The sequence below is a fragment of the Microvirga calopogonii genome (assembly GCF_003347665.1).
Classification (GTDB): Bacteria; Pseudomonadota; Alphaproteobacteria; order Rhizobiales; family Beijerinckiaceae; genus Microvirga; species Microvirga calopogonii.
The window spans coordinates 61954-85112 of record NZ_QDGA01000008.1 but is presented as its reverse complement, the minus strand read 5'-3'; the positions used below and the strand labels follow the sequence as shown (position 1 = coordinate 85112).

General features: G+C 64.8%; 21 protein-coding genes. 12 read left to right on the top strand and 9 right to left on the bottom strand.

Annotated features, from left to right (window positions below; translation table 11 throughout):
* Window positions 1-35: 35 nt before the first annotated feature.
* From DDF70_RS09725 to DDF70_RS09670, 12 genes are all read left to right on the top strand, one after another.
* Complete coding sequence (locus DDF70_RS09725; RefSeq protein ID WP_114944672.1) at window positions 36-1145, top strand: microcin C ABC transporter permease YejB; 1110 nt, start codon at window positions 36-38, stop codon at window positions 1143-1145.
* Window positions 1146-1289: 144 nt separating this feature from the next.
* The gene (locus DDF70_RS09720) at window positions 1290-2453 is read left to right on the top strand and encodes an ABC transporter permease (protein ID WP_114944671.1); all 1164 of its coding nucleotides are present in this window, start codon (window positions 1290-1292) and stop codon (window positions 2451-2453) included.
* Window positions 2450-4078 (top strand): ABC transporter ATP-binding protein, encoded by a 1629-nt coding sequence (locus DDF70_RS09715; RefSeq protein ID WP_114944670.1) that lies wholly within the window; start codon window positions 2450-2452, stop codon window positions 4076-4078. The genes DDF70_RS09720 and DDF70_RS09715 overlap by 4 nt, the downstream gene beginning before the upstream one ends.
* Window positions 4079-4263: 185 nt before the next feature.
* Window positions 4264-5097, top strand: a complete 834-nt coding sequence (locus tag DDF70_RS09710; protein ID WP_114944669.1) for a hypothetical protein — start codon at window positions 4264-4266, stop codon at window positions 5095-5097.
* A 101-nt stretch (window positions 5098-5198) separates the two neighbouring features.
* The gene (locus DDF70_RS09705) at window positions 5199-6401 is read left to right on the top strand and encodes a cadherin domain-containing protein (RefSeq protein ID WP_114944668.1); all 1203 of its coding nucleotides are present in this window, start codon (window positions 5199-5201) and stop codon (window positions 6399-6401) included.
* Window positions 6402-6555: 154 nt separating this feature from the next.
* Window positions 6556-7776, top strand: coding sequence for a phosphopentomutase (locus DDF70_RS09700; RefSeq protein ID WP_114944742.1), 1221 nt, complete (start codon window positions 6556-6558; stop codon window positions 7774-7776).
* A 260-nt stretch (window positions 7777-8036) separates the two neighbouring features.
* Window positions 8037-9299 carry a GTP cyclohydrolase II gene (locus tag DDF70_RS09695; RefSeq protein ID WP_114944667.1) on the top strand — a complete coding sequence of 421 codons (1263 nt, stop codon included), beginning with the start codon at window positions 8037-8039 and terminating at the stop codon, window positions 9297-9299.
* A 101-nt stretch (window positions 9300-9400) separates the two neighbouring features.
* Window positions 9401-10654 (top strand): URC4/urg3 family protein, encoded by a 1254-nt coding sequence (locus tag DDF70_RS09690; RefSeq protein ID WP_114944666.1) that lies wholly within the window; start codon window positions 9401-9403, stop codon window positions 10652-10654.
* A 137-nt stretch (window positions 10655-10791) separates the two neighbouring features.
* The gene (gene upp / locus DDF70_RS09685) at window positions 10792-11421 is read left to right on the top strand and encodes a uracil phosphoribosyltransferase (RefSeq protein ID WP_114944741.1); all 630 of its coding nucleotides are present in this window, start codon (window positions 10792-10794) and stop codon (window positions 11419-11421) included.
* 16 nt (window positions 11422-11437) lie between these two features.
* Window positions 11438-12340: a 2-dehydro-3-deoxygalactonokinase gene (locus tag DDF70_RS09680; protein WP_162820318.1), complete on the top strand. Its 903-nt coding sequence runs from the start codon at window positions 11438-11440 to the stop codon at window positions 12338-12340.
* 60 nt (window positions 12341-12400) lie between these two features.
* A complete protein-coding gene (locus DDF70_RS09675; RefSeq protein ID WP_114944664.1) occupies window positions 12401-13783 on the top strand; it encodes a leucyl aminopeptidase family protein in 1383 nt (460 codons plus the stop codon).
* A 63-nt stretch (window positions 13784-13846) separates the two neighbouring features.
* Window positions 13847-14698 carry a C40 family peptidase gene (locus DDF70_RS09670; protein WP_114944663.1) on the top strand — a complete coding sequence of 284 codons (852 nt, stop codon included), beginning with the start codon at window positions 13847-13849 and terminating at the stop codon, window positions 14696-14698.
* Window positions 14699-14876: 178 nt separating this feature from the next.
* Here DDF70_RS09670 and DDF70_RS09665 read toward each other — a convergent pair whose 3' ends face one another.
* Genes DDF70_RS09665 through DDF70_RS09625 form a run of 9 tightly spaced genes read right to left on the bottom strand, consistent with a single transcriptional unit; the run spans window position 14877 to window position 23147 of the window.
* Window positions 14877-15818, bottom strand: coding sequence for a 2-hydroxyacid dehydrogenase (locus tag DDF70_RS09665; RefSeq protein WP_114944662.1), 942 nt, complete (start codon window positions 15816-15818; stop codon window positions 14877-14879).
* Entirely contained in the window at window positions 15815-17137 is a 1323-nt protein-coding gene (gene deoA, locus DDF70_RS09660) for a thymidine phosphorylase (RefSeq protein ID WP_114944661.1), read from the bottom strand. Before deoA ends, DDF70_RS09665 begins: the two co-directional genes overlap by 4 nt.
* A 1-nt stretch (window position 17138) precedes the next feature.
* A complete protein-coding gene (gene deoC / locus DDF70_RS09655) occupies window positions 17139-17900 on the bottom strand; it encodes a deoxyribose-phosphate aldolase (RefSeq protein WP_114944660.1) in 762 nt (253 codons plus the stop codon).
* Window positions 17893-18714: a purine-nucleoside phosphorylase gene (locus DDF70_RS09650; RefSeq protein ID WP_281024354.1), complete on the bottom strand. Its 822-nt coding sequence runs from the start codon at window positions 18712-18714 to the stop codon at window positions 17893-17895. Before DDF70_RS09650 ends, deoC begins: the two co-directional genes overlap by 8 nt.
* A gap of 59 nt (window positions 18715-18773) precedes the next feature.
* Window positions 18774-19178 carry a cytidine deaminase gene (locus tag DDF70_RS09645; protein ID WP_114944659.1) on the bottom strand — a complete coding sequence of 135 codons (405 nt, stop codon included), beginning with the start codon at window positions 19176-19178 and terminating at the stop codon, window positions 18774-18776.
* A 2-nt stretch (window positions 19179-19180) separates the two neighbouring features.
* Complete coding sequence (locus DDF70_RS09640) at window positions 19181-20086, bottom strand: ABC transporter permease (protein ID WP_114944658.1); 906 nt, start codon at window positions 20084-20086, stop codon at window positions 19181-19183.
* 3 nt (window positions 20087-20089) lie between these two features.
* Window positions 20090-21193, bottom strand: coding sequence for an ABC transporter permease (locus tag DDF70_RS09635; protein WP_114944657.1), 1104 nt, complete (start codon window positions 21191-21193; stop codon window positions 20090-20092).
* Window positions 21190-21624: a VOC family protein gene (locus DDF70_RS09630; RefSeq protein WP_114944656.1), complete on the bottom strand. Its 435-nt coding sequence runs from the start codon at window positions 21622-21624 to the stop codon at window positions 21190-21192. Before DDF70_RS09630 ends, DDF70_RS09635 begins: the two co-directional genes overlap by 4 nt.
* Window positions 21624-23147, bottom strand: coding sequence for an ABC transporter ATP-binding protein (locus DDF70_RS09625; protein ID WP_114944655.1), 1524 nt, complete (start codon window positions 23145-23147; stop codon window positions 21624-21626). The genes DDF70_RS09630 and DDF70_RS09625 overlap by 1 nt, the downstream gene beginning before the upstream one ends.
* Window positions 23148-23159 lie beyond the last annotated feature (12 nt).

Below are 23159 nucleotides of genomic sequence, written 5' to 3'. Positions count from 1 at the left end.
CTCGGCCGCATCGGCCTTAAGTTCGCAGGCGCTTGATGCTCGCCTATATCGCACGCCGCATTCTCCTCATGATCCCGACCATCCTCGGGATCATGCTCATCTCCTTCGCCCTGGTGCAGTTCGCCCCCGGCGGCCCGGTCGAGCGCATCATCGCGCAGCTGCAGGGACAGGATTCCAGCACGTCTTCCCGTATCTCCGGCGGCGGCGGCGATTTCGGCGTCCAGAGCCCCGGAGGCGCGGGCGCAGGCGGGGGCGACACCTCCCGCTATCGCGGCGCGCAGGGCCTCGACCCGCAATTCATCAAGCAGCTCGAAGCGCAGTTCGGCTTCGACAAGCCAGCCTATGAGCGTTTCCTGAAGATGCTGTGGGATTATGCCCGCTTCGACTTCGGCAAGAGCTACTTCCGCGACATCTCGGTTCTGGAACTGATCAAGGAGAAGCTGCCCGTTTCCATCAGCCTCGGGCTCTGGATGACGCTCCTGTCCTATGCGATCTCGATCCCGCTCGGCATCAAGAAGGCCGTGCAGGACGGCTCCTCCTTCGACATCTGGACCTCCGCCGTCGTCATCATCGGCTATGCCATTCCGGGCTTTCTCTTCGCGATCCTCCTGATCGTGCTCTTCGCCGGCGGCTCGTTCTGGCAGATCTTCCCGTTGCGCGGCCTGACCTCGGAGAGCTGGTCCCTCATGCCCTGGTATTGGCAGATCGTCGATTACTTCTGGCATCTGGTGCTGCCGATCACCGCCATGGCGCTGGGCGCCTTCGCCACCTCGACCCTGCTGACGAAGAACTCGTTCCTCGACGAGATCCGCAAGCAATACGTGCTCACGGCGCGCATGAAGGGATTGTCCGAGCGGCAGGTCCTCTACGGCCACGTGTTCCGCAATGCCATGCTCATCGTCATCGCGGGCTTTCCGGGAGCCTTCATCGGCGCCTTCTTCGCCGGAGCGCTTCTCATCGAAACCATCTTCTCCCTCGACGGGCTCGGGCTTCTGTCCTTCGAGTCCATCGTGAACCGCGACTACCCGGTGGTCTTCGCCAATCTCTACATCTTCTCGCTGGTGGGCCTGGCCGTGAACCTGGTGTCCGACCTCACCTATACCTGGATCGACCCGCGGATCGATTTCGAGACCAGGGAGGCGTGAGATGGAGCATCCATCACACCTCAGTGTCGTTCCCGGCCGGAGCGTAGCGAAGGGGAAGGGAATCCACTCACACGCTCGGCGCTATGGATCCCCTTCTCGGCCCTTGTGGGCCGCCGGGGATGACAACGGCAAGGGAGGCGTGAGATGAACGAGAACGTGCCCGTCGTCTCGCCGGCCTCGTCGCCCGTGGCTCCGCCCCTGCCGAAGGAAGGCTTCATCAGGCTCTCGCCTCTCAATCGGCGGCGCCTGCAGAACTTCAAGGCCAATCGGCGCGGATACTGGTCGTTCTGGATCTTCATGATCCTGTTCGTGCTGAGCCTGTTCGCGGAGCTGATCGCGAACGACAAGCCGATCCTCGCCTCCTACAAGGGCGAGCTGCTTTACCCGGCCTTCGTGGACTACCCGGAGGAGAAGTTCGGCGGCTTCCTGGCGCAGACCGATTATCGCGATCCGATCATCGCCAAGGAGATCCAGGACAACGGCTGGCTGCTCTGGGCGCCGGTCCGGTTCTCCTACAACACGCACAATCTCGACCTGCCCGTCCCCGCGCCCGCGCCGCCCACATGGATGCTCACCGACGAGCAATGCCGCCCCATCGCGGAGCGCACCGGCGGCACCGGCTGCAAGGATATCGAGTGGAACTGGCTCGGCACCGACGACCAGGGACGCGACGTCGTGGCGCGCCTCATCTACGGCTTCCGCATCTCCGTGCTGTTCGGGCTGACGCTCGCCGGCATCTCGTCCATCGTGGGCATCCTTGCCGGTGCGGTGCAGGGCTATTACGGCGGCTGGACCGACCTGCTGTTCCAGCGCTTCATCGAGATCTGGACAGCGATCCCTTCGCTCTATCTCCTCATCATCATCTCGGCCGTGATCACGCCGAGCTTCTTCGTGCTGCTCGGCATCCTGCTGCTCTTCTCCTGGGTGTCACTCGTAGGCGTGGTGCGCGCCGAATTCCTGCGCGCGCGAAACTTCGAATACGTGCGCGCCGCACGCGCCTTGGGCCTGTCCAACGGCACCATCATGTTCAAGCATCTCCTGCCGAACGCCATGGTGGCGACGCTGACCTTCATGCCGTTCATCATCAACGGCTCGATCACGACGCTCACCTCGCTCGACTTCCTCGGCTTCGGACTTCCGCCCGGCTCGCCCTCGCTCGGCGAGTTGCTGGCGCAGGGCAAGGCGAACCTTCAGGCGCCGTGGCTCGGCCTCGCGGGCTTCTTCGTGATCGCCATCATGCTCAGCCTCCTCATCTTCATCGGCGAAGCGGTGCGCGACGCCTTCGACCCGCGGAAGACGTTTCGATGACCGAGCCCCTCCTCTCCGTCCAAGACCTCTCCGTCGCCTTCCGCCAGGGCGGCGGCGACATGCTGGCGGTCGATCGCGTATCCTTCGACGTCATGCCAGGCGAGACGGTGGCGCTGGTGGGAGAATCCGGGTCGGGCAAGTCCGTCACCGCCCTGTCGGCACTCAAGCTCCTGCCCTACCCGTCCGCGCATCATCCCTCGGGCCGCATCCTGTTCAAGGGCAAGGACCTGGTCGCCGCCGACGAGGACGAGATGCGAAAGGTGCGCGGCGACGACATCACCATGGTGTTCCAGGAGCCGATGACCTCGCTCAACCCGCTCCACACCATCGAGCGGCAGATCGGCGAAATCCTGAAGCTGCACCGTGGCCTGTCCGACCGTCAGGCGCGCGCCCGCACGCTCGAGCTTCTCACCCTCGTCGGCATCCGCGATGCGGAATCGCGGCTCGACGCCTATCCGCACCAGCTCTCCGGCGGGCAGCGCCAGCGCGTGATGATCGCCATGGCGCTCGCCAACGAGCCCGATCTCTTCATCGCCGACGAGCCCACCACGGCGCTCGACGTGACCGTGCAGGCCCAGATCCTGAAGCTGCTCGCCGAGCTGAAGAGCAGGCTCAACATGTCGATGCTCTTCATCACCCATGATCTCGGCATCGTGCGCAAGATCGCCGACCGGGTCTGCGTGATGCTGAAGGGCAAAATCGTCGAGCAGGGAACCGTCGCGGAGGTGTTCGGCAATCCGCAGCATCCTTACACGCAACGGCTCCTCGCCGCAGAGCCGAAGGGCCGCGCCAATCCGGTGTCGAAGGATGCGCCGGTCATCGTCGATGCCGGGCCCATCAAGGTGTGGTTTCCGATCAAGCGCGGCTTCTTCCAGAAGACCGTAGGCCATGTGAAGGCCGTCGACGGCGTTTCCGTGCGCGTGCGCAGGGGCGAGACCGTCGGCGTGGTGGGCGAATCCGGCTCCGGCAAGACGACGCTCGGCCTCGCCATCCTGCGCCTCGTGCAGTCGGAAGGCCCCGTCGTCTTCCTCGGCAACCGCATCGACGGCATGCGCGGGAAGGAGATCCGCCCCCTGCGCAAGGACCTGCAGGTGGTGTTCCAGGATCCTTACGGCTCCCTCTCGCCCCGCATGTCCATCGCCGAGATCGTGGAGGAAGGGCTGCTCGTTCAGGACAAGGGCCTCACCTACGCGCAGCGTCGCGACATCGTCGCGCGAGCCTTGCAGGACGTGGGCCTCGATCCCTCCACCATGGACCGCTACCCGCACGAGTTCTCCGGCGGCCAGCGCCAGCGCATCGCCATCGCCCGCGCCATGGCGCTCGAACCGCAATTCATCATGCTCGACGAGCCGACCTCGGCGCTCGACATGTCGGTACAGGCGCAGATCGTCGAGTTGCTGCGCGATCTGCAGAAGCGGCGCGACCTCGCCTACATGTTCATCAGTCACGATCTCAAGGTGGTGCGGGCGCTCGCCAACCACGTGGTGGTGATGCAGAACGGCAAGATCGTCGAGGAAGGATCCGCCGAGAGCATCTTCGCCGCCCCCCGGACCGACTACACCAAGGCCCTCTTCGCCGCCGCCTTCAACCTCGAAACGGCGGCATCGCACGCCGTTCGGGAATAGGAAGCCCATTCGCGCATCACCACCCCGGCAGGTTCGCCGACCAGCAGTAGCGGCAGACAGCAGGCCTTAACGGTTCTACAGGATCGAGCCGGCCTTCCATGCCAATGATGATTGACGTAACGGATATTTAACAATATATCATATCAAAGATAGAGCTAATCACTTTCGGTATCAGAGACACCTTCATGTCGTATTCGACACTCGCCGCGCCATCCAACATCAAGATCAAGGTCGGCGACGCCAGTCCCGCTACAAATATCCATATTCTTGAGAACGGCCAACCTGGACGGATCATCGGCGAGGTCGTGTTCGACGGCTTCGATCCGGACCACAGCTACACTGTGTCTCTCGTAAAGCCATTGGAACCTGATCAACTGGCTGTCGTGCCATTCGAAATTGTAAACGGCACGGGCGCCGATGCCGGGAAGTTCTTCTTCAAGCTGAAAGATGGTCAGACCCTTGATTTTGAGGGCTCGGGCGTCGACAACTTCGACATCAAGGTCACCGACAACAGCTTAACCGGAGACAACACCACCGTCCGACCGATTGACTGCATAGTAGACAACGTGGTCGACGGACCGACGAGCATCACCGTGAACGCGCAGACGACGCTCGCCATCACCGAAAATGCCGATCCGCTCAATTTGGGCGACATCCTCCAGACGGGTGGGGATGACGTAGGGTACACTTATACCCTGGTCGCGGCGGGAGGCCCCGGAAACCCGGATGCCGACGCACTCGCGGAATTGTTCGAGATTTCCGAAGACCGACTCGTGCAGAAGGTCGCGTTCGACCGCGAGGCTTTTCCGGGGGGCACCTTCACCTTCAAGATCAAGGCAGAAGTCGTCGACGGACCCAGCCTGACCTATGAGCAGACGATCACGGTCAATGTAAGCAACGTCAACGAAGCTCCGACAGCCATCGACTTTGGCACGGCGGGTATGTCACCACTGCGGTCTGGCGGAACGCCCCCACCGGCACCGCCTTCCAGGCCCTGCGCACGATCGATCAGGATGTAGGGGACACCCATACCTACGCGATTGTCACCGGCGATGGCCTCGACACCCTGGTCACGAACAGCGCCTTCGCGATCGGCACCGGAAACGATGCCGGCAAGCTCGTGGTTCGCAATGCCGGTCTCCTGGCAGCGCTCAGCGGCGCTCAGACCCTGTGGATCAAGTCGACGGATTCGGGCGCCGGCCATCTGTCCGTCTGGCAACAGGTCACGGTCAACGTCGATGTGCCGCCCCACGAAAACCATGCGCCGACAGGCTTGGAAGTGCACATTGACGATGACGCTTTTACGACCGCTATCGCGTTGGACGAACTCGGCGAAGCCGGTCGCATCATCGGTGCCCTGGTCGCCACCGATTGGGATGATGATGACTCTCATACCTTCCAGATCATCGATCAGAACTCGCCCTTCGAGATCGTCGCCGATCAAGACGGCTTCAGCACCCTCAAACTGAAGGCCGGCACGGTGCTGGACCGCGAAGCCTATCCGAACGGCACTTTCACCCTGAACATCAAGGTGACCGACGCTGCCGGGGCCAGCTTCACGCAGGCGATCACCGTCGCTGTCGGCAACGTCAACGAAGCTCCGACAGACATCACCCTGTCTAAGTCGGCAGTTGCCGAGAACTCCGTGGCGGGCACCGTGGTGGGCGACCTGCGCGCCTTCGATCCCGATCTGGGCGACAGCTTCACTTTCTCGCTCTCCGACAATGCCGGCGGCGCGTTCAAGATCGAGAACGGCAAGATCGTGGTGGCCGATGCTTCCAAGCTCGACTACGAGACGGCGGCCTCGCACAAGATCAAGGTGAAGGTCACGGATGCCGGCAACCTCTCGTTCGAGAAGGAATTTGTCGTCGGCGTGACCGACGTCGCCGAGAGCGTGGACGGTGCCAAGAAGAACGACAAGCTCATCGGTGGCATTGGCGCCGACATCCTGGACGGTAAGCTCGGCAAGGACACGCTGACCGGCGGTCTCGGCAAGGACGCCTTCGTGTTCAGCACGAAGCTCGGCAAGTCGAACGTCGACAAGATCACCGACTTCAAGGTCGGCGAGGATGTGATCTACCTCGACAACGCCATCTTCAAGAAGCTCGGCAAGGCCGGTTCCCTGGCCAGCCCGGTAAAGCTCAAGAAGGCGAACTTCGTGCTCGGCGACAAAGCCAAGGACGGCAACGACTATGTCGGCTACGACTCGAAGAAGGGCGTGCTCTGGTACGACTCCAACGGTTCGGCGGCCGGCGGGCAGGAGACGATCGCGACGCTCTCCAAGAAGCTGAAGTTGACCTTCGACCACTTCTTCATCGTCTAAGTTCCGAAGAACCCCAGATCCAAGCCCCGGCGGGAAACCGCCGGGGCTTTTTCGTTCAGGAACGCCCCATCCGGAGCCATCCAAACGGCCTGTCGCCTCCATCGCATTGATCGCTTATAACCACTGGCCTGGTCTCATGACCGAAGGAGAATTCATGCCTCGCGCTCTACTCATCGTGCTCGATTCCGTCGGTATCGGCGGGGCGGAGGACGCGGCTGCCTATGGCGACGCCGGGGCCGATACGGTCGGGCACATCGCCGAAGCCTGCGCCGCGGGCCGTGGCGATCAGGCCGGTTTGCGCCAGGGCCTACTCGACCTGCCGCACATGACGGCGCTCGGCCTCGGACTTGCCTGCGAGGCCTCGACGGGCCGCATGCCGCCGAACCTGGCCCCGAAGGGCGCGCTGAAAGGCGCCTGGGGCTATGGCGTCGAGACCTCTAAAGGCAAGGATACGCCCTCGGGCCATTGGGAGATCGCGGGCGTTCCCGTCACCTTCGATTGGGGTTATTTCCCCAACACGATCCCGTCCTTTCCGGAGCAACTGACGGCCGCTCTCATCGAGCGCGGCAACCTCCCCGGCATCCTCGGCAACAAGCATGCCTCGGGCACCGCCGTCATCGACGAGCTCGGCGCCGAGCACATGCGCAGCGGCAAGCCGATCGTCTACACCTCGGTCGACAGCGTGCTGCAGATCGCGGCCCACGAGGAAACCTTCGGGCTGGAGCGGCTCTACGATCTCTGCCGGATCGGCCGCGAACTTTGCGACGAATACAAGATCGGCCGCGTGATCGCCCGCCCCTTCATCGGCTCGCCCGAGACGGGCTTCAAGCGCACCGGCAATCGCAAGGATTTTGCCACGCCGACACCCGCCGACACCATCCTCGACACGCTCGCGAAGGCGGGCCGCTCCGTGGTCACCGTCGGCAAGATCGGCGACATCTTCGCCCATCGCTCGACGGGCAAGGAGGTGAAACCCAACGGTAACGATGCCTGCCTGTCCGCCGCGATCGCGGCGCTGCAGGACCTGCCCGACGGCGGCTTCGTCTTCGCCAACCTGGTGGATTTCGACAGCGAGTTCGGCCATCGCCGCGACATTCCCGGCTATGCCGCCGCCCTGGAGGCGTTCGACAGGCGTGTCCCTGAAATCGAGGCTGCTCTTCAGGACGGCGACCTCGTCATCATCACCGCCGACCACGGCAACGACCCCTCCTGGCGCGGCTCCGACCATACTCGCGAGCACGTGCCGATCCTGAGCTTCGGGCGGGGTATGGCGCAGGGAGCCATCGGGCGGCGGGAGAGCTTTGCCGATATCGGGGCGAGCGTGCTGGAGCATCTGGGGGTGAGGAATCCGGGCAAGGGGAGGTCTTGGCTCTAATCCTCCGCGTCATGGCCGGGCTTGTCCCGACCATCCCGATCCGATGAGGCTCGGCGCTTCAGGTCATCGGGATCACCGGCACAAGGCCGGTGATGACGTAAGGACAATTGCGCCACATCCTCAAAAAGAGCCAAGCTGCCGCACCCTCGGCGGGCGCCATTGACGGCACCGAAACTTTGGATCAGTCTTCCACAGATCGTATGGAGGCTCTCCGACGATCCGTTGAGGGAGTCTTCCCGTTTTTGCGTGGAAGATCGTTCATGAGCTCGCCTAACCGCTCGACCCATATCCGGCTCACCTCCCACCCCGAGCCGAACGCAGGCACCATCAAGCATCCGATCAAATGGGGGGCACAGGATCCCAAGGAGCGTGGCCCGATCATCGGCACCGTCACCAATCCGGCCGACCGCAACGTGATCGGCGCCCATGGTGGTTCCTATTCCCTGTACCGGGCGCTCGCCATCTCGGCCCGGGCCCTCAACCCGCTGGCGCGACCGGATCTCCACAACACGCACCCGACTGCCGAGATCGGCCCGCATCCGCAATGGTTCGAGCCCGGCAGGATCGTGTCCCTCGATCCCTGGGGCCATATGGTCGGCGAGATCTACAAGGACGAGATCGCCGGCGGCCTCGACATCCGGCCCAGCATCGCCGTCACCAAGGCGCGGCTCAACATGCCCGAAATCCTCTCCGCCATGGGAGCGAAGCGGCTCAAGGCCGATGGCGGCTTCCTGCATGATTCGGGCGACATCTCGGTCACGAAGATCGCGGTCGACCCCGTCTGGTACCTGCCGGGCATCGCGCAACGGTTCGGCTGTTCCGAGGGCGAATTGCGCCGCACCCTGTTCGAGCAGACGGGTGGCATGTTCCCGGAACTCGTCACGCGGCCCGACATGAACGTCTTCCTGCCGCCCATCGGCAACACCACAGTCTATGTGGTGGGCGACGTCTCACGCCTGAGCGACCCCAAGACCCGCATCGCCTGCCGCGTCCACGACGAGTGCAACGGCTCCGACGTGTTCGGCTCCGACATCTGCACCTGCCGACCCTACCTCGTGCACGGCATCGAGGAATGCGTCCGGGAGGCGCAAGAGGGCGGCGTCGGCGTGATCGCCTACAACCGCAAGGAAGGCCGTGCGCTCGGCGAAGTCACCAAGTTCCTGGTCTACAATGCCCGCAAGCGCCAGGAGGGCGGCGATCAGGCCGCCACCTATTTCGAGCGCACCGAGTGCGTGGCCGGCGTGCAGGATGCACGGTTCCAGCAGCTCATGCCGGATGTGCTGCACTGGCTCGGCATCCGCCGCATCGACCGGCTCATGTCCATGTCCAACATGAAGTACGACGCCATTACCGACTCCGGCATCGAGGTGGTGGAGCGCGTGCCGATCCCGGCCGAGCTCGTGCCGCCGGATGCGCAGGTGGAGCTGGAGGCCAAGAAGGCCGCCGGTTACTACACGCCCGACGGCGCGCCCGACCCGGCCGAGCTGACGCAGGTGAAGGGCCGCGACCTGGAGCGGTTCTGACGCTTGGCCTTTAACCTTCTCGTCAAACGGCCGAGCGCCGGGATGCTGCGCTCGGCCGATACTATGCTATCGCTCCCGACCCGAGAGCACCGGAGCCCTGCGTGACCGACCAGCCTGAATCGTCTTCCGAGACCGAAGCCGCCCGAAGCCTGCTGACTGCCGCAGCGGTGCGGGAGCGGTCGCATCAGCTCCTCGAGGCCGGGCTCGAGGGCCGCCTCAAGCACTTCTCGGTCGATCTCGACCACCTGGAGGCTTGCGCCGACGAGGTCGTGAAGACGATCCGCGAGGCCTATCCTTCCCTCGATATCCCGTTCCATGCCCGCTGGCGCCATTTCTCCGCCGGCGGCCACGACCGCTGGGATGCGGTGATGCACGGCGCGCCCTGGGGAACCGCCGCCGACATGGCCCGCGCCGCCTTCGATCTCGCCATCGTGTCCGTTCTGCTCGATGCGGGCGCGGGGGCGCAATGGCGCTACGAGGAAGGACGCACGGGCGAAACCTATAACCGGTCCGAAGGCCTGGCGGTCGCAAGCTTCGACATGTTCGTGAGCGGCGCCTTTTCCAGCAGGCCGGAGGATCCTTTCCGAGTCGATGCCGATGTGCTGATGACGCTCACGCCCGAGGATCTGGCCGAAGGCTTCCAGGTCTCGGCCGACAATCCGCTCGTCGGCCTCGAGGGCCGCGCCGCCCTGCTCAACCGCCTCGGACGCGTGGTTGCGACGAATCCCGACATTTTCGGACAGGTCGACGATCCGAGACCGGGCGGTCTCGTCGATGTCATCGCCGCCACGGCCGAAGACGACAGCATCAAGGCGACGGCGATTCTGGAAGCCCTCCTCACCCATCTCGGTCCCATCTGGCCGGGCCGCATCACGCTCGGCGGCATCGATCTCGGCGACACCTGGCGCCATCCCCTGGTCGAAGCGCCGGACGTCACGAAGGGGCTGATCCCCTTCCACAAGCTGTCCCAGTGGCTCTCCTATTCACTGATCGAGCCGCTCGAATGGGCGGGCTTCACCGTCGTCGACATCGACGGCCTCACGGGCCTGCCCGAATATCGCAACGGGGGGCTTTTTCTCGACACGGGCGTGATCGCCCTGAAGGATCCGGCGGACGCAGCCCGTCCCCACGCGGTCGATTCCGAGCTCGTGGTGGAATGGCGGGCCTTGACCGTGGCCCTTCTCGACCGCATTGCCGAACCGATCCGCACGAAGCTAGGATTCGCCGCGAAGGACTTCCCTCTCGCCAAGGTGCTCGAAGGCGGCACCTGGGCGACGGGGCGCAGGCTCGCGAGGGAGAAGCGCGGCGACGGCTCGCCTCCCCTCAGCGTGATCAGCGACGGGACGGTGTTCTAGAGCACCGAACCCAAAAGCGGGAACCGGGTTTGCGTGAAAAGATGCGCAAAACCAAAACCTTGAAACATCGAATGGCTTCGCATTCACGTCCGATGCTTTAGATGAATCAGCATACGACGATCAAAGAGGATAAGAACATGCAGGGCGTTACCGTGGTCGATCATCCGCTGGTTCAGCACAAGCTGACGCTGATGCGGGACAAGGAACGCTCGACGAAAGGCTTTCGCCAGCTCCTCAACGAGATCGGCATGCTGCTCTGCTACGAGGTCACCCGCGACCTGCCCATGGAGCGCATCCAGATCGAGACGCCGCTCACCACCATGGAAGGCGCGCAGATCGCCGGCAAGAAGCTCGTCTTCGCTCCGATCCTGCGCGCCGGCGTCGGCTTCCTCGACGGGATGCTCACGCTGGTTCCGGCGGCACGCGTCGCCCATATCGGCCTCTACCGCGATCCGGAATCGCTCCAGGCAGTAGAATATTATTTCAAGGCTCCGTCCGACCTCGCCGACCGCATGGTGCTGGTGCTCGACCCGATGCTGGCGACCGCGAACTCGGCCGTTGCCGCCATCGACCGGCTGAAGGAGCGCGGCGCCAAGGACCTGCGCTTCGTCTGCCTGCTCGCAGCACCCGAGGGCATCGAGAAGCTGCGCGGCGCGCATCCCGACGTGCATATCTGGACCGCATCCATCGACGAGCGCCTCAACGACCACGGCTATATCGTGCCGGGGCTCGGCGATGCCGGCGACCGGATGTACGGAACGCGTTAACCGGGGATCATCAGCCTTGCGCTTCATCGTCGCCGATTGGGGAACGACCCGCTTCCGTGGCTATCTGATCGAGGGCGAGACCATTCTCGATCAGGTCTCGTCGGATGAGGGCGTGTCGGCCCTCCGACGGGGCCAGCATCGCGATGTGTTCCTGCGCCAGTGCGGACATTGGCTGAAGGCGGAACCGGACGCTCCGGTTCTTCTCGTCGGCATGGTGGGGAGCCGCGAGGGCTGGGTCGAAGCGCCCTATGCCGTCTGCCCCGCGGGCCCGGCCGAAATCGCCCGAGCGCTCGCGCCTGTGGATCTGGAGAACGGCCGCAAGGGATACATCATCCCCGGCCTGTTCTGCGAGCCCGCGCCCGGTGCCGCCGACGTGATGCGCGGCGAGGAAACGCTGGTTCTCGGCGCCGGGATCGAGAACGGATTGATCTGCTCGGCCGGCACGCATCCGAAATGGATCGAAATGAAGAACGGGCGCATCGAGCGCTTCGCCACCTACATGACAGGCGAGATGTATGCGCTGCTGCGCGAGCATTCCATGATCGGCCGCCCGGCCACCGAGCCGGAAGACCCGAAGGGTTTCGATCTCGGCCTCGATGCGGCGGACCGCAACAGCGGCGAGAACAGGGTCGGCCTGCTGCATCTCCTGTTCAGCGCCCGCGCGTCCGTGGTCTCGGGGCGGATGAACAGCAATCTGCTGGCGCCTTACCTCTCCGGGCTGCTGACGGGCGACGAGATCAACGGCGCGCTGTCGCAGTTCGGCCGCCCCTCCTCCGTCACGATCCTGGCCGCACCGGAACGCGCGGAGCTCTACATCCATGCGCTCAAGCGCCACGGCATCGAGGCGAAGACGAAGGACATGCAGCACGCGCTCATTGCAGGTCTTGCACGCATCGTGCGCGAGCATGCGATCGGATGACGCGCATGCCATCACCCATTTAATCCTGCTCCCAATTCTTCCATCGTTAGGTCAAAGCCGATGCCCCATCCTCTTCTCGCCTCCGCGACCGACGCCTCGAAGCCGGTCTGGCTCGTGACCGAGCAGACCTGGCCAGAGATTGCGGGACAGCTCCCGCGATTGGCGCAGGGCTTCGCGAAGGCCCAAGGCTTCGAAGGCAAGGCCGGGAGCCATTGCCTGCTGCCGGATGCCGATGGCGGCCTCACGGGCATCGTCTTTGGTCTCAATGGCGCCGATGCAAAACACAACGATCCGTTTCTCGTCGGCAAGCTTCCGACCCTCCTGCCGGACGGCATCTATCGCTTCGAGACGGATGCGCCGAACGCGACGCTCGCCACCCTCGCCTGGCTGCTCGGAAGCTACAGCTTCAGCCGCTACCGCACACGCCGCGAGAAAGCTGTTCGCCTGGTAGTGCCCGAAGGCGTCGATGCCGAGGAAGTCTCGCACATCGCCAACGCGGTCGTGACGAGCCGCGATCTCGTCAACACGCCGACCAGCGATCTCGGCCCGGACGGGATCGAGGCGGCGGCGCGTCAGCTCGCGGAGAAGCATGGCGCTTCCTTCACCAGCATCGTCGGCGACGATCTGCTCAAGCAGAACTTTCCGATGATCCATGCGGTCGGGCGCGCATCGGCCATTCCGCCGCGTCTCATCGATTTCACCTGGGGCAAGGCGGATGCGCCGCGCATCACGCTCGTCGGCAAGGGCGTCGCCTTCGATACCGGCGGCCTCGACATCAAGCCCGCCTCGTCCATGCTACTCATGCGCAAGGACATGGGCGGCGCGGCCGCAACCCTCGCGCTGGCCTCCATGATCATGGACGCCAAGCTCCCGGTGCGCCTGCGCGTGCTGATTCCCGCCGTCGAGAATTCCATCTCCAGCAATGCCTTCCGCCCCGGCGACATTCTGCCGAGCCGCAAGGGCATCAGCGTCGAGATCGGCAACACGGATGCCGAGGGCCGGCTGATCCTGGCCGATGCCCTGGCGCTGGCGGACGAGGAGAGCCCGGACCTTCTCGTCGATTTCGCGACGCTGACGGGCGCGGCCCGCGTGGCGCTCGGCCCCGAGCTGCCGCCGTTCTACACCGACGACGATGCGCTCGCCGCCGACATTGCCCGCCATGGCACGGCAGTGAACGACCCCGTGTGGCGCATGCCGCTCTGGGCGCCCTATCAGAGCCAGCTCGATTCCAAGTTCGCCGACATGAACAACACGGGCGGGCCGATGGGCGGATCGATCACCGCGGCCCTGTTCCTGCGCCGCTTCGTGTCGTCGGCCAAGGCCCATGTGCATTTCGACATCTTCGCCTGGAACAGCTCGACCAAGCCCGCGCGTCCCGAGGGTGGCGAGGTTCAGGCGGCGCGCGCCATGTACGCTCTCCTGAAGGAGCGCTACGGTTCATGAGCCAATGGCCTTGTGCCACCGAAGAGATTAGAAAGACGGCATGATCGTTCAGGAGTTGCCCCGATGAGTTTCGACCGCCGCATCACGCCCGTCCGTGAGGATCTCGCCGATGAGCGCCTGCGCGGGCAGGTCACGGCCGAGCGCTTCACGGCCGGTACGGTCAAGCGCGTCGTCGCGACCTTCTCGCCCCTGCACCGCCACCCGTCCCGCGAGGCGCCCGTGGACACGCAGGCGATCTTCGGGGAAAGCGTGACCGTCTACGACGAGCATGAGGGCTGGGCCTGGGTGCAGCTCCACCATGACGGTTATGTAGGGTACCTGCCGAGCGACGCCCTCGGCCAGCCGGGACCGGAACCGACCCACAAGGTCAGTGCCGTCCGCACCTTCGTCTATCCCGGCCCCAACCTGAAGCTGCCCTTTCAGGATTACCTGACGCTGAATTCCAAGGTTGCTGTCACGGAAGCGGAAGGCAATTACGCGCGCTTGGCCACCGGCGGCTGGGTCTTCGCCGCGCACCTGAGCGGTCTCGATGCTTTTGAGACGGATTACGTGGGCGTGGCCGAGCGCTTCCTGCACACGCCCTATCTCTGGGGCGGCAAGACGAGCCTCGGCATCGACTGCTCGGGGCTCGCCCAGACCGTCTTGACGGCCGCCGGCATCAAGGCCCCGCGCGACAGCGACATGCAGGAGCGCGAGCTTGGATCTCCCGTCGAGGTGAAGCCGGATCTGAGCGGCCTCAGGCGCGGCGACCTCGTGTTCTGGAAGGGCCATGTAGGGCTGATGATGGACGCAACCAACTTCATCCACGCCACCGGCCACAGCATGACCGTGATGATCGAGCCGCTGGCTGCTGCCGAGGAGCGCATTCGCAGGACGAGCTACGGGCCGATCAGTTCGATCAAGCGGGTAGGTTGACAGCGCTGTCATTCCGGGGCGGCTCGGGAGAGCCGAACCCGGAATGATTGCGATGCACCACCTCCTCACGTCATGGCCGGTCTTGTGCCGGCCATCCCGATATGGTGAAGCGCCGTGCCTTTCCGATCGAGATCACCGGCACAAGGCCGGTGATGACGGCGAATTGCGGAAACCGTCCTCAATACCCGCGCGTCCGATCCACCACGTTCTCGAACGCCTCTCCGGCCTCATGACGGCGGATCTGCTGCGCGATGTAGCGCGCCGTCGCTTCCGGTTCGCTCGTCGCCGAGTTGTGCGGCGTGATCGTCACGCGCGGGTGCGTCCAAAGCGGTGAGCTCTCCGGCAGGGGTTCGGTCTCGAACACGTCGAGCGTGGCAGCCATCAGGGTACCGTCGTCGAGACAGGCGAGGATATCGGATTCCACCTGCAGCTTGCCGCGCCCCGCATTGATCAGGACCGGTCCACCGAGCCTGCCGTCGCGCGCGAGCTTCTCGAACAGGGACCGGTTGAGGATGCCCTTCGTCTCGGGCGTGAGCGGCATGAGAGCAATGAGGATGTCGGTGCGGTTGAGGAACGGCGTCAAACCCTCGTCGCCCGCATAGACTTCGAACCCTTCGACGGATTTCGGCGTTCGGCTCCAGCCGGCGACGTCGAAGCCCATCTCCTTCAGCTTGCGCGCCGCATCCTGCCCGAGCACGCCGAAGCCCATGATGCCGACGCGCACGTCCCCGGCAATTGGAGGAGCGCGGTCGGGATTCCAGCGCTTCGCCTTCTGGTCCTCGTCGAAGCGGCGCTGCTCGCGCAGATACATGAGGCAATGCAGCACCATGTATTCGCTCATACGATGGGTGAGATCGTCCTGCGCCACGCGCACGATGGGCACGTCGGGCAGGTCCGGATAACTCATCAGGTGATCGACGCCTGCGCCGAGCGAGAAGATCGCTTCTAGCTTGGGAAGCCCAGAAAGACTTCCCGGCTTCGGCCCCCAGGTCGCCACATAGCGAACGGCGCTCCTGTCGAAATCCTCGCCCAGGACGACGATGTCCCGGTCGGGCAGATGGCGAGTGAAACGCTCGACCCAGGGCTGCGTCTCCCAGGTGACGGCAACGAGAAGGCTCATGCGGTTGCTCCGATCCGTTCCAGGATGGCGGGTCCGGGAGCGGCCTTGCCGTCACCGATGGTGTAGGCGGCGCGAACGGCGCGCGCCGCCGCCTCGGCGGCTTCCTCGCTACGTGCATGCACGATGGCGAGCGGACGTTGCGCATCGACCATCTCGCCGATGGCCGCGAGTTCCGTCAGTCCCACCGCATGGTCGATCGGATCCTGCGGACGCGTGCGGCCGCCGCCGAGGGCAACGACGGCGACGCCGATCGCACGCGCGGCGACCTTCTGTACGGTCCCGGAGCGCTCGGCGTGAACGGCGCGCACGACGGGAGCCGCCTGCAGGTGCGTCTTGTGTTTTTCCAGAAAATCGCTTGGGCCGCCCAGCGCGGTCACCATGCGCTGAAAAATCTCAGCCGCCTTGCCGGAGGTGATCGCATGCTCGATTTTTTCGCGCGCATCCTCGATGGTCACGGCGAGCTTGCCGAGCAGCAGCATTTCGGCGGAGAGTTCCACCGTCACCTTATGGAAGCGCTTTTCGCGGCGACGGCCCGTCAGGTAGTCGACCGCATAGGCCATCTCGACCGCGTTGCCGGCAGCGGAGGCCAGCGACTCGTTCATGTCCGTGAGAAGCGCGCTCGTGGGAAGGCCCGCTCCGTTGGCGACGAGCACCAGACTCTCGGCCAGCTTTCGCGCATCGTCCGCATTGTCCATGAAGGCGCCGGATCCGAACTTCACGTCCATCACGAGGCCCTGCAGCCCTGCGGCCAGCTTCTTCGAAAGAATCGACGCGGTGATGAGATCGATGGATTCCACGGTCGCCGTCACATCGCGGATGGCGTAGAGGCGCTTGTCCGCAGGCGCGAGATCGGCCGTCTGGCCGATGATCGCGCAGCCTACTGCACGCGTGACACGACGGAACGTGTCGATATCGGGTTGAGTGACATAACCCGGAATGGAATCGAACTTGTCGAGGGTGCCGCCCGTGTGACCGAGACCGCGCCCAGAAATCATCGGCACGTAGCCGCCGCAGGCCGCGACGGCAGGACCGAGCGCGAGACTGACCGTATCGCCGACGCCGCCCGTTGAGTGCTTGTCGAGCACCGGACCCGGCAGGTCCCAGGTGAGCACCGTTCCGGAATTCATCATCGCGCGCGTGAGCGCCACGCGCTCCGGCACGGAGAGCCCCCGGAAGAAGATCGCCATGGCGAAGGACGCCGCCTGGCCCTCGGTGACGCGGCCTGCCGTGAGGCCCTCGATGAAGTGTTCGATATGCTCGGCATCGAGGGCGCCGCCGTCGCGCTTGTGGCGGATGATTTCCTGCGGAAGAAGCGTCATGTCAGTAAGTACCAGTGGCCGCTGTCCCGGCCCGTCCTTCGATGGCGGCGATCAGCGTGTCGTAAACGCTGCTCGCCCCGATGCGGAATGTCCGCGGCGTCGCCCAACCCGGCCCCATGACGCGGTCGGCGAGGTCGAGATAGATCTTCGCGTCAGTCACGGTGCGGATGCCGCCGGAGGGCTTGAGGCCGACGGGCTTGCCCGACGTTTTGATGGCATTGAGCATGATCTCGGCCGCCTCGGGCGTCGCCGAAACCGGTGTCTTGCCCGTCGAGGTCTTGATGAAGTCCGCACCCGCGTCGATGGCGAGGCGGCTCGCCTGCTCGATCAGCTTCGGATCCTTCAGCTCGCCCGTTTCCAGGATCACCTTGAGCAGGCGCCCGTGATCGACGAGATCACGCACGGCCTCCACCATCTCGGAGGCAACGGCAACATCGCCTCGGCGCAGGGCGTCGTAGGGCAGCACGAGATCGATCTCGTTGGCGCCGTCGGACAGCGCCTCCTGCGTATCGTCCGTGACGCGGCTCACATCCTCGCCGCCGGCGGGAAAATTCACCACCGTGGCGATGCGCACGGGCGAGCCTCTGAGATTTTCCTGCGAGCGCTTGACGAATTGCGGCCACACGCACACGGCCGCCACCGGCCCGCGCGGATCGAGCGCCTTCTTGCACAGGGCATCGATGGCCTGATCCGTGCAGTTGTCGGTGAGATCGGTGAGATCGAGACTACGAAGGGCGCGCTCGGCTATTTGCGCATCAGACATGGGACAGCTCCGCAACGAAGGACCGAATGAGACGCTTGAACTTCTCCGACGCTTCCGCCGCCGTGTCCTTGGTTTCCTGATGCGAGGGCGAAGCGCCTTCGATCCCGGCAGCAAGGTTCGTGACGACGGAGATGGCGGCGACCTTCAGGCCGTAATAGCGCGCGAGGATCACTTCCGGCACCGTGGACATGCCGACGAGATCGCCGCCAAGGATCTGCACCATCCTGATCTCGGCCGGCGTCTCGAAGCTCGGGCCGGACAGCCAGGCATAAACGCCTTCGGGCACCACGATGCCACTCTTCTTCGCCGCGTGCTGCAGCACCTGGCGCAAGTCCGCGTCATAGGCGTTGGTGAGCGAGACGAAGCGCCCTTCCGTGTGATCGCGCAGCAGCGGATTGCCGCCCGAGAGATTGAGGTGATCGCTGATCGCCACGAGGCTTCCGGGGCGGATGTCGGCACGCACGGAGCCTGCGGCGTTGGTGGCAACGAAGACCGGAATGCCGAGTTCCTTCACGACAGCGACGGGCAGGCGCATCGCCCCCGCATCGCCCGTCTCATAGTAATGCGCGCGGCCCTGAAACAGCAGCACCCGCTTGCCTTCGAGCGTGCCGGCGACGAGCTTGCCTGCATGGCCGGAGACGCCGCTCCTCGGAAAATGCGGAATCTCGGAGTAAGGCAGGCTTACCGCGTCCGTCACTTCATCGACGAGCGTGCCGAGCCCCGTGCCGAGCACGAAAGCCGCATCGAAATGGCCGTCGAAGCCGCGGGCGCGCACGAATGCGGCCGCTTCCTGAATCATCTGGTGCATCGTCATCGTTTCAGGCCCGAACCACGGACCTTCCTCTCATTGTCGCAATCGATCCCGGACCCAACTCAACGATCCGTCAAATTGTCCGGCCCGAAGGAGAAGGGCAACAGCTCGTCGAGCGTAAAGCGTTTCCGGATCCCCTCGGGACCCGCGATGTGAATGGGCGTGTCGGGAGCGGCGAATTCCCGGATGCGCTGGCGGCAGCCGCCGCAGGGTGTGACGAGATGCTCGCCCTCGCCCATCACGACGATCTCCGCGATGCGGCTCTCGCCAGCCGCGATCATGGCCGAGATGGCGCCCGCTTCGGCGCAGGATCCGACCGGATATGCCGCGTTCTCCACGTTGCAGCCGGCAAAGATCCTGCCGTCGGGCGTGGCGATCGCGGCGCCGACCTTGAAGCGCGAATACGGCGCATACGCCTTGGCCTGGATCGACTTGGCGGCTTCGAACAGGGTGTCCAACGATGCCATGCTCAGCGCTCCTTCACATAGGGCACGCCCGCAGCCCGCGGCGGGATCGCCTTGCCGATGACGCCTGCGAGCAGGATGACCGTCATGAGATAGGGCAGTGCCTGAATGGCCTGAACCGGCACTTCGCCGATTCCCGGCAGGGAAATGCCCTGCAGGCGAATGGCGATGGCATCGAGCAGGCCGAAGAGGAAGCACGCGCCGAGCGCCGGCCACGCCCGCCATTTGGCGAAAATCAACGCGGCGAGCGCGATGAAGCCCTTGCCGGCCGTCATGTTGTTCAAAAAGCCCGCCGATTGCCCGACGGAGAGATAGGTGCCGCCGATGCCGCAGAGAATGCCCCCGATGACGACGGCGGTGTAGCGCAGGCCGGTGACCGAAATGCCCGCCGTATCGACGGCGGCGGGGTTCTCACCGACGGCGCGCAGGCGAAGGCCGAAGCGGGTGCGCCCCAGCACGAACCAGGTGACCGGCACGGCGAGCAGCACCACATAGACCAGCGCCGAATGGCCGAAGATCACATCGGCGAAGCGCTGGTCGCCCTCCAGCGGCGGCGTGCGTCCGCCCTGGTTGTACCAGGCATTGCCCACGATGGCGGTCAAGCCCGCCGCCAGCATGTTGATCGCGACGCCCGAGACGATCTGGTTACCGCGCTGGCTGATGGACGCGAAGCCGTGGATCAGACCGAAGACCACGGATGCGCCGATGCCGGCGATCAGGCCGACCCAGGCCGATCCGAAGGCGTAGGCTGCCGCCGCCGCCGCGAAGGCCGCCACCAGCATCTTGCCTTCAAGGCCGATATCCACCACGCCCGAGCGCTCGGACCAGAGCCCGGCCAGGCAGGCGGCAAGAAGCGGGATCGAGAGGCGCAGGGCCGAGTCGAAGACCGCGACGAGAGAGCTGAGTTCCATGGCTCAGGCCCTCGCCAGCTTCTGACGCGTGAACAGGTGCGCCACAAGGCGCCGGAACAGCCCGTCGAGGGCGCCGGCGAACAGAATGATGATGCCGCCAATCACCACCACCATGTCGCGGGTGATGGCCGGCTGCTCGAAGGCCAGCTCCGCGCCGCCCTGGTAGAGAATGCCGAAGAGCAGCGAGGCCAGGATGATGCCGACCGGGTGCGCTCGTCCCATGAGCGCCACCGCGATGCCGACGAAGCCGTAGCCGGAGGTAAATTCGAGCAGCAGGCGGTGCTGGTAGCCCATGAGTTCGTTGACCGCGAGGCCGCCCGCCAGCGCGCCGGAGATCACCATCGCGATGATGATGATCCGCGCAGGCGAGATGCCCGCATAGACCGCCGCCGTGGGATTGGAACCGACGACGCGGATCGCATAGCCGAGGCGCGAGCGGTAGATGAGAAGCCACACGAAATAGGACGCCGCCAAGGCCAGCACCAGCGTGAGGTTGAGCTGCGAGGCTGGGATTTCGATACCGAAGGCGGCGAAGACGTCATGCATGAAGGGAATGTTCGCCGCCTCCGGGAAGGCGCGGGTTTCCGGATTCATGGATTGAGGCTCGCGCAGCACGTTCACGAGCAGGTAGACGATCAGCACGCTGGCGAGCCAGTTGAACATGATCGTCGTGATCACGATGTGACTGCCACGCTTCGCCTGGAGATAGCCGGGCACGGCCGCCCAGGCGGCGCCGAAGGCGGCAGCGCCCAGAATGCCGAGCGGGATCAGCAGGAAGCCCGGCAGGAAAGTGAGATTGTTGAGGACCAGCGCGATGCCGAGGCCCGCGAGAGTCGCCTGCCCTTCGCCGCCGATGTTGAACAGCCCGGCGTGATAGGCGACCGCAACCGCCAGCCCGACGAAGATGAAGTCGGTCATGTAGAACAGGGTGAAGCCCAGCCCCTCCCCGGTGCCGAGGCTTCCCTGGATCAGGTAGCGGGTTGCCGAGAGCGGATTCTCGCCGATGCCGAGCACGACGAGACCGGCGACGAGAAAAGCCGCCACCACGGAGATGGCGGGAACGAGAACCGTATCGGCCCATTTGGGCAGGTCGAGAGGAGCGCTCACGTCTGAGAATCCGGCAGGAACATGTGACCCTGCTCATCGAGAGGAAAGAACGGGTTCCAGGCGACTTCCCAGAGATGCCCGTCGGGATCGGCGAAATAGCCCGAGTAGCCGCCCCAGAAAACATCCTGCAGCGGCTTGACGGGACGTGCGCCCGCCTTCACGGCGAGGGCATAGACCTCATCGGCCTCCTGCTTGGAGCGGGCATTGTAAGCGAGCGTGATGGCTGCAAAGCCGGTAGGCTTGTCCTCGACGCCGGCATCCTTTGCAAGATCGGCGCGGCCGAACAGAGCAAGCGCCAGGCCATTCGCCTGGAAGAAGGCGACGCTGGGTTGGCTCGCGGAAGATGCCTTCCACCCCCAGGCCTCGTAGAAGGCGCGGGACTTCGCCAGGTCTGCAACGCCGAGTGTGACAAGGGTCAGGCGCGGTTGCATCATGCCGCCTCGTCCGTCACGCCGGCCATGAGCAGGCCGAGGTCCTGCTCGTTGGTCTCGGAGGCCTTGCGCTCGCCCGTGATCCTGCCGCCGCACATGGTGAGGATGCGATCCGACAGGTTCATGATCTCGTCCAGCTCCACCGAGACGAGCAGGATGGCGACGCCCGCATCGCGCAAAGCGATCAGGCGACGGTGAATGAACTCGATGGCTCCAATGTCGACGCCGCGCGTCGGCTGGCCGACGAGGAGCACCTTCGGATTGCGCTCGATCTCACGCGCGAGCACGATCTTCTGCTGGTTGCCGCCGGAAAACTTCGACGATTTCAGCCTCGGCGCGGGCGGGCGCACATCGTATTGCTCCATCTTCTTCTCAAGATCCGCGATCAGGCGGTCGTGATCGAGGATCGGCCCGCGGCCGAGCCGAGGCTCGTCGCTGAAACCGAGGATGGCGCTCTCGAACGCCGGAAAGGCCGGGACGAGCCCCATGCGCAGCCGGTCTTCCGGTACATGCAGCAGGCCGAGCTGGCGCATGCGATGCGGGTTATGCTCCGAGTACGGGATGTCCCGTCCCTCAAGCCGGATCGAGCCGACCGCAGGCTGGCGCATGCCCGCGATGGCTTCCAGCAACTCGCTCTGGCCGTTGCCGGCGACGCCTGCGATGCCGACGATCTCGCCCGCACGAACGGTGAAGGACGCATTCGCCACGCGCATCACGCCGCGGGAATCGACGACGGACAGATCGCCGATCTCGAGCAGCGGCGCACCGGGCGTCTTCTCCGCCTTCTCCACGCGCAGGAGCACGCGGCGTCCCACCATCAGCTCCGCAAGCTCCGGCGGCGAGGTGTCGGCGGTCTCGACGCTCGCCACCATCTCGCCGCGACGCATGACCGAGACGCGGTCGGTGATCGCCATGATCTCGCGCAGCTTGTGCGTGATGAGGATGACCGTCTTGCCCTGCTTCTTGAGCGAGCGGAGCAGCTCGAACAGCGCATCGGCCTCAGCCGGCGTGAGCACGGCCGTCGGCTCGTCGAGGATGAGGATATCGGCGCCGCGATAGAGGGCCTTCAGGATCTCGACACGCTGCTGCAGACCGACCGAAAGGTCGCCCACAATGGCGTCCACGTCGATTTCCAGGCCGTAATCCCTGGCGAGCCGGGCGAGTTCGGCCCGTGCCTTGGCTTCGCCCGCGCGCAGCATGGCGCCGCCCTCGGCGCCGAGCATCACGTTGTCGACGACACTCAGGGGCTCGACCAGCATGAAGTGCTGGTGAACCATGCCGATGCCGGCATGGATGGCGTCGTTGGGGGAGCGGATGGAAATCGGCTTGCCGTTGACGCGGATCTCGCCGGAATCCGCCTCGTAGAAGCCGTACAGGATCGACATCAGGGTCGATTTCCCCGCGCCGTTCTCGCCGACGATGCCGTGGATCGTGCCGCGCTCGACGCGCAGGTTCACATCCCGGTTGGCATGAACGGCGCCGAAGCTCTTGTTGATGGCGATGAGTTCAATGGCTGGAGACATCGGCCTCGAATG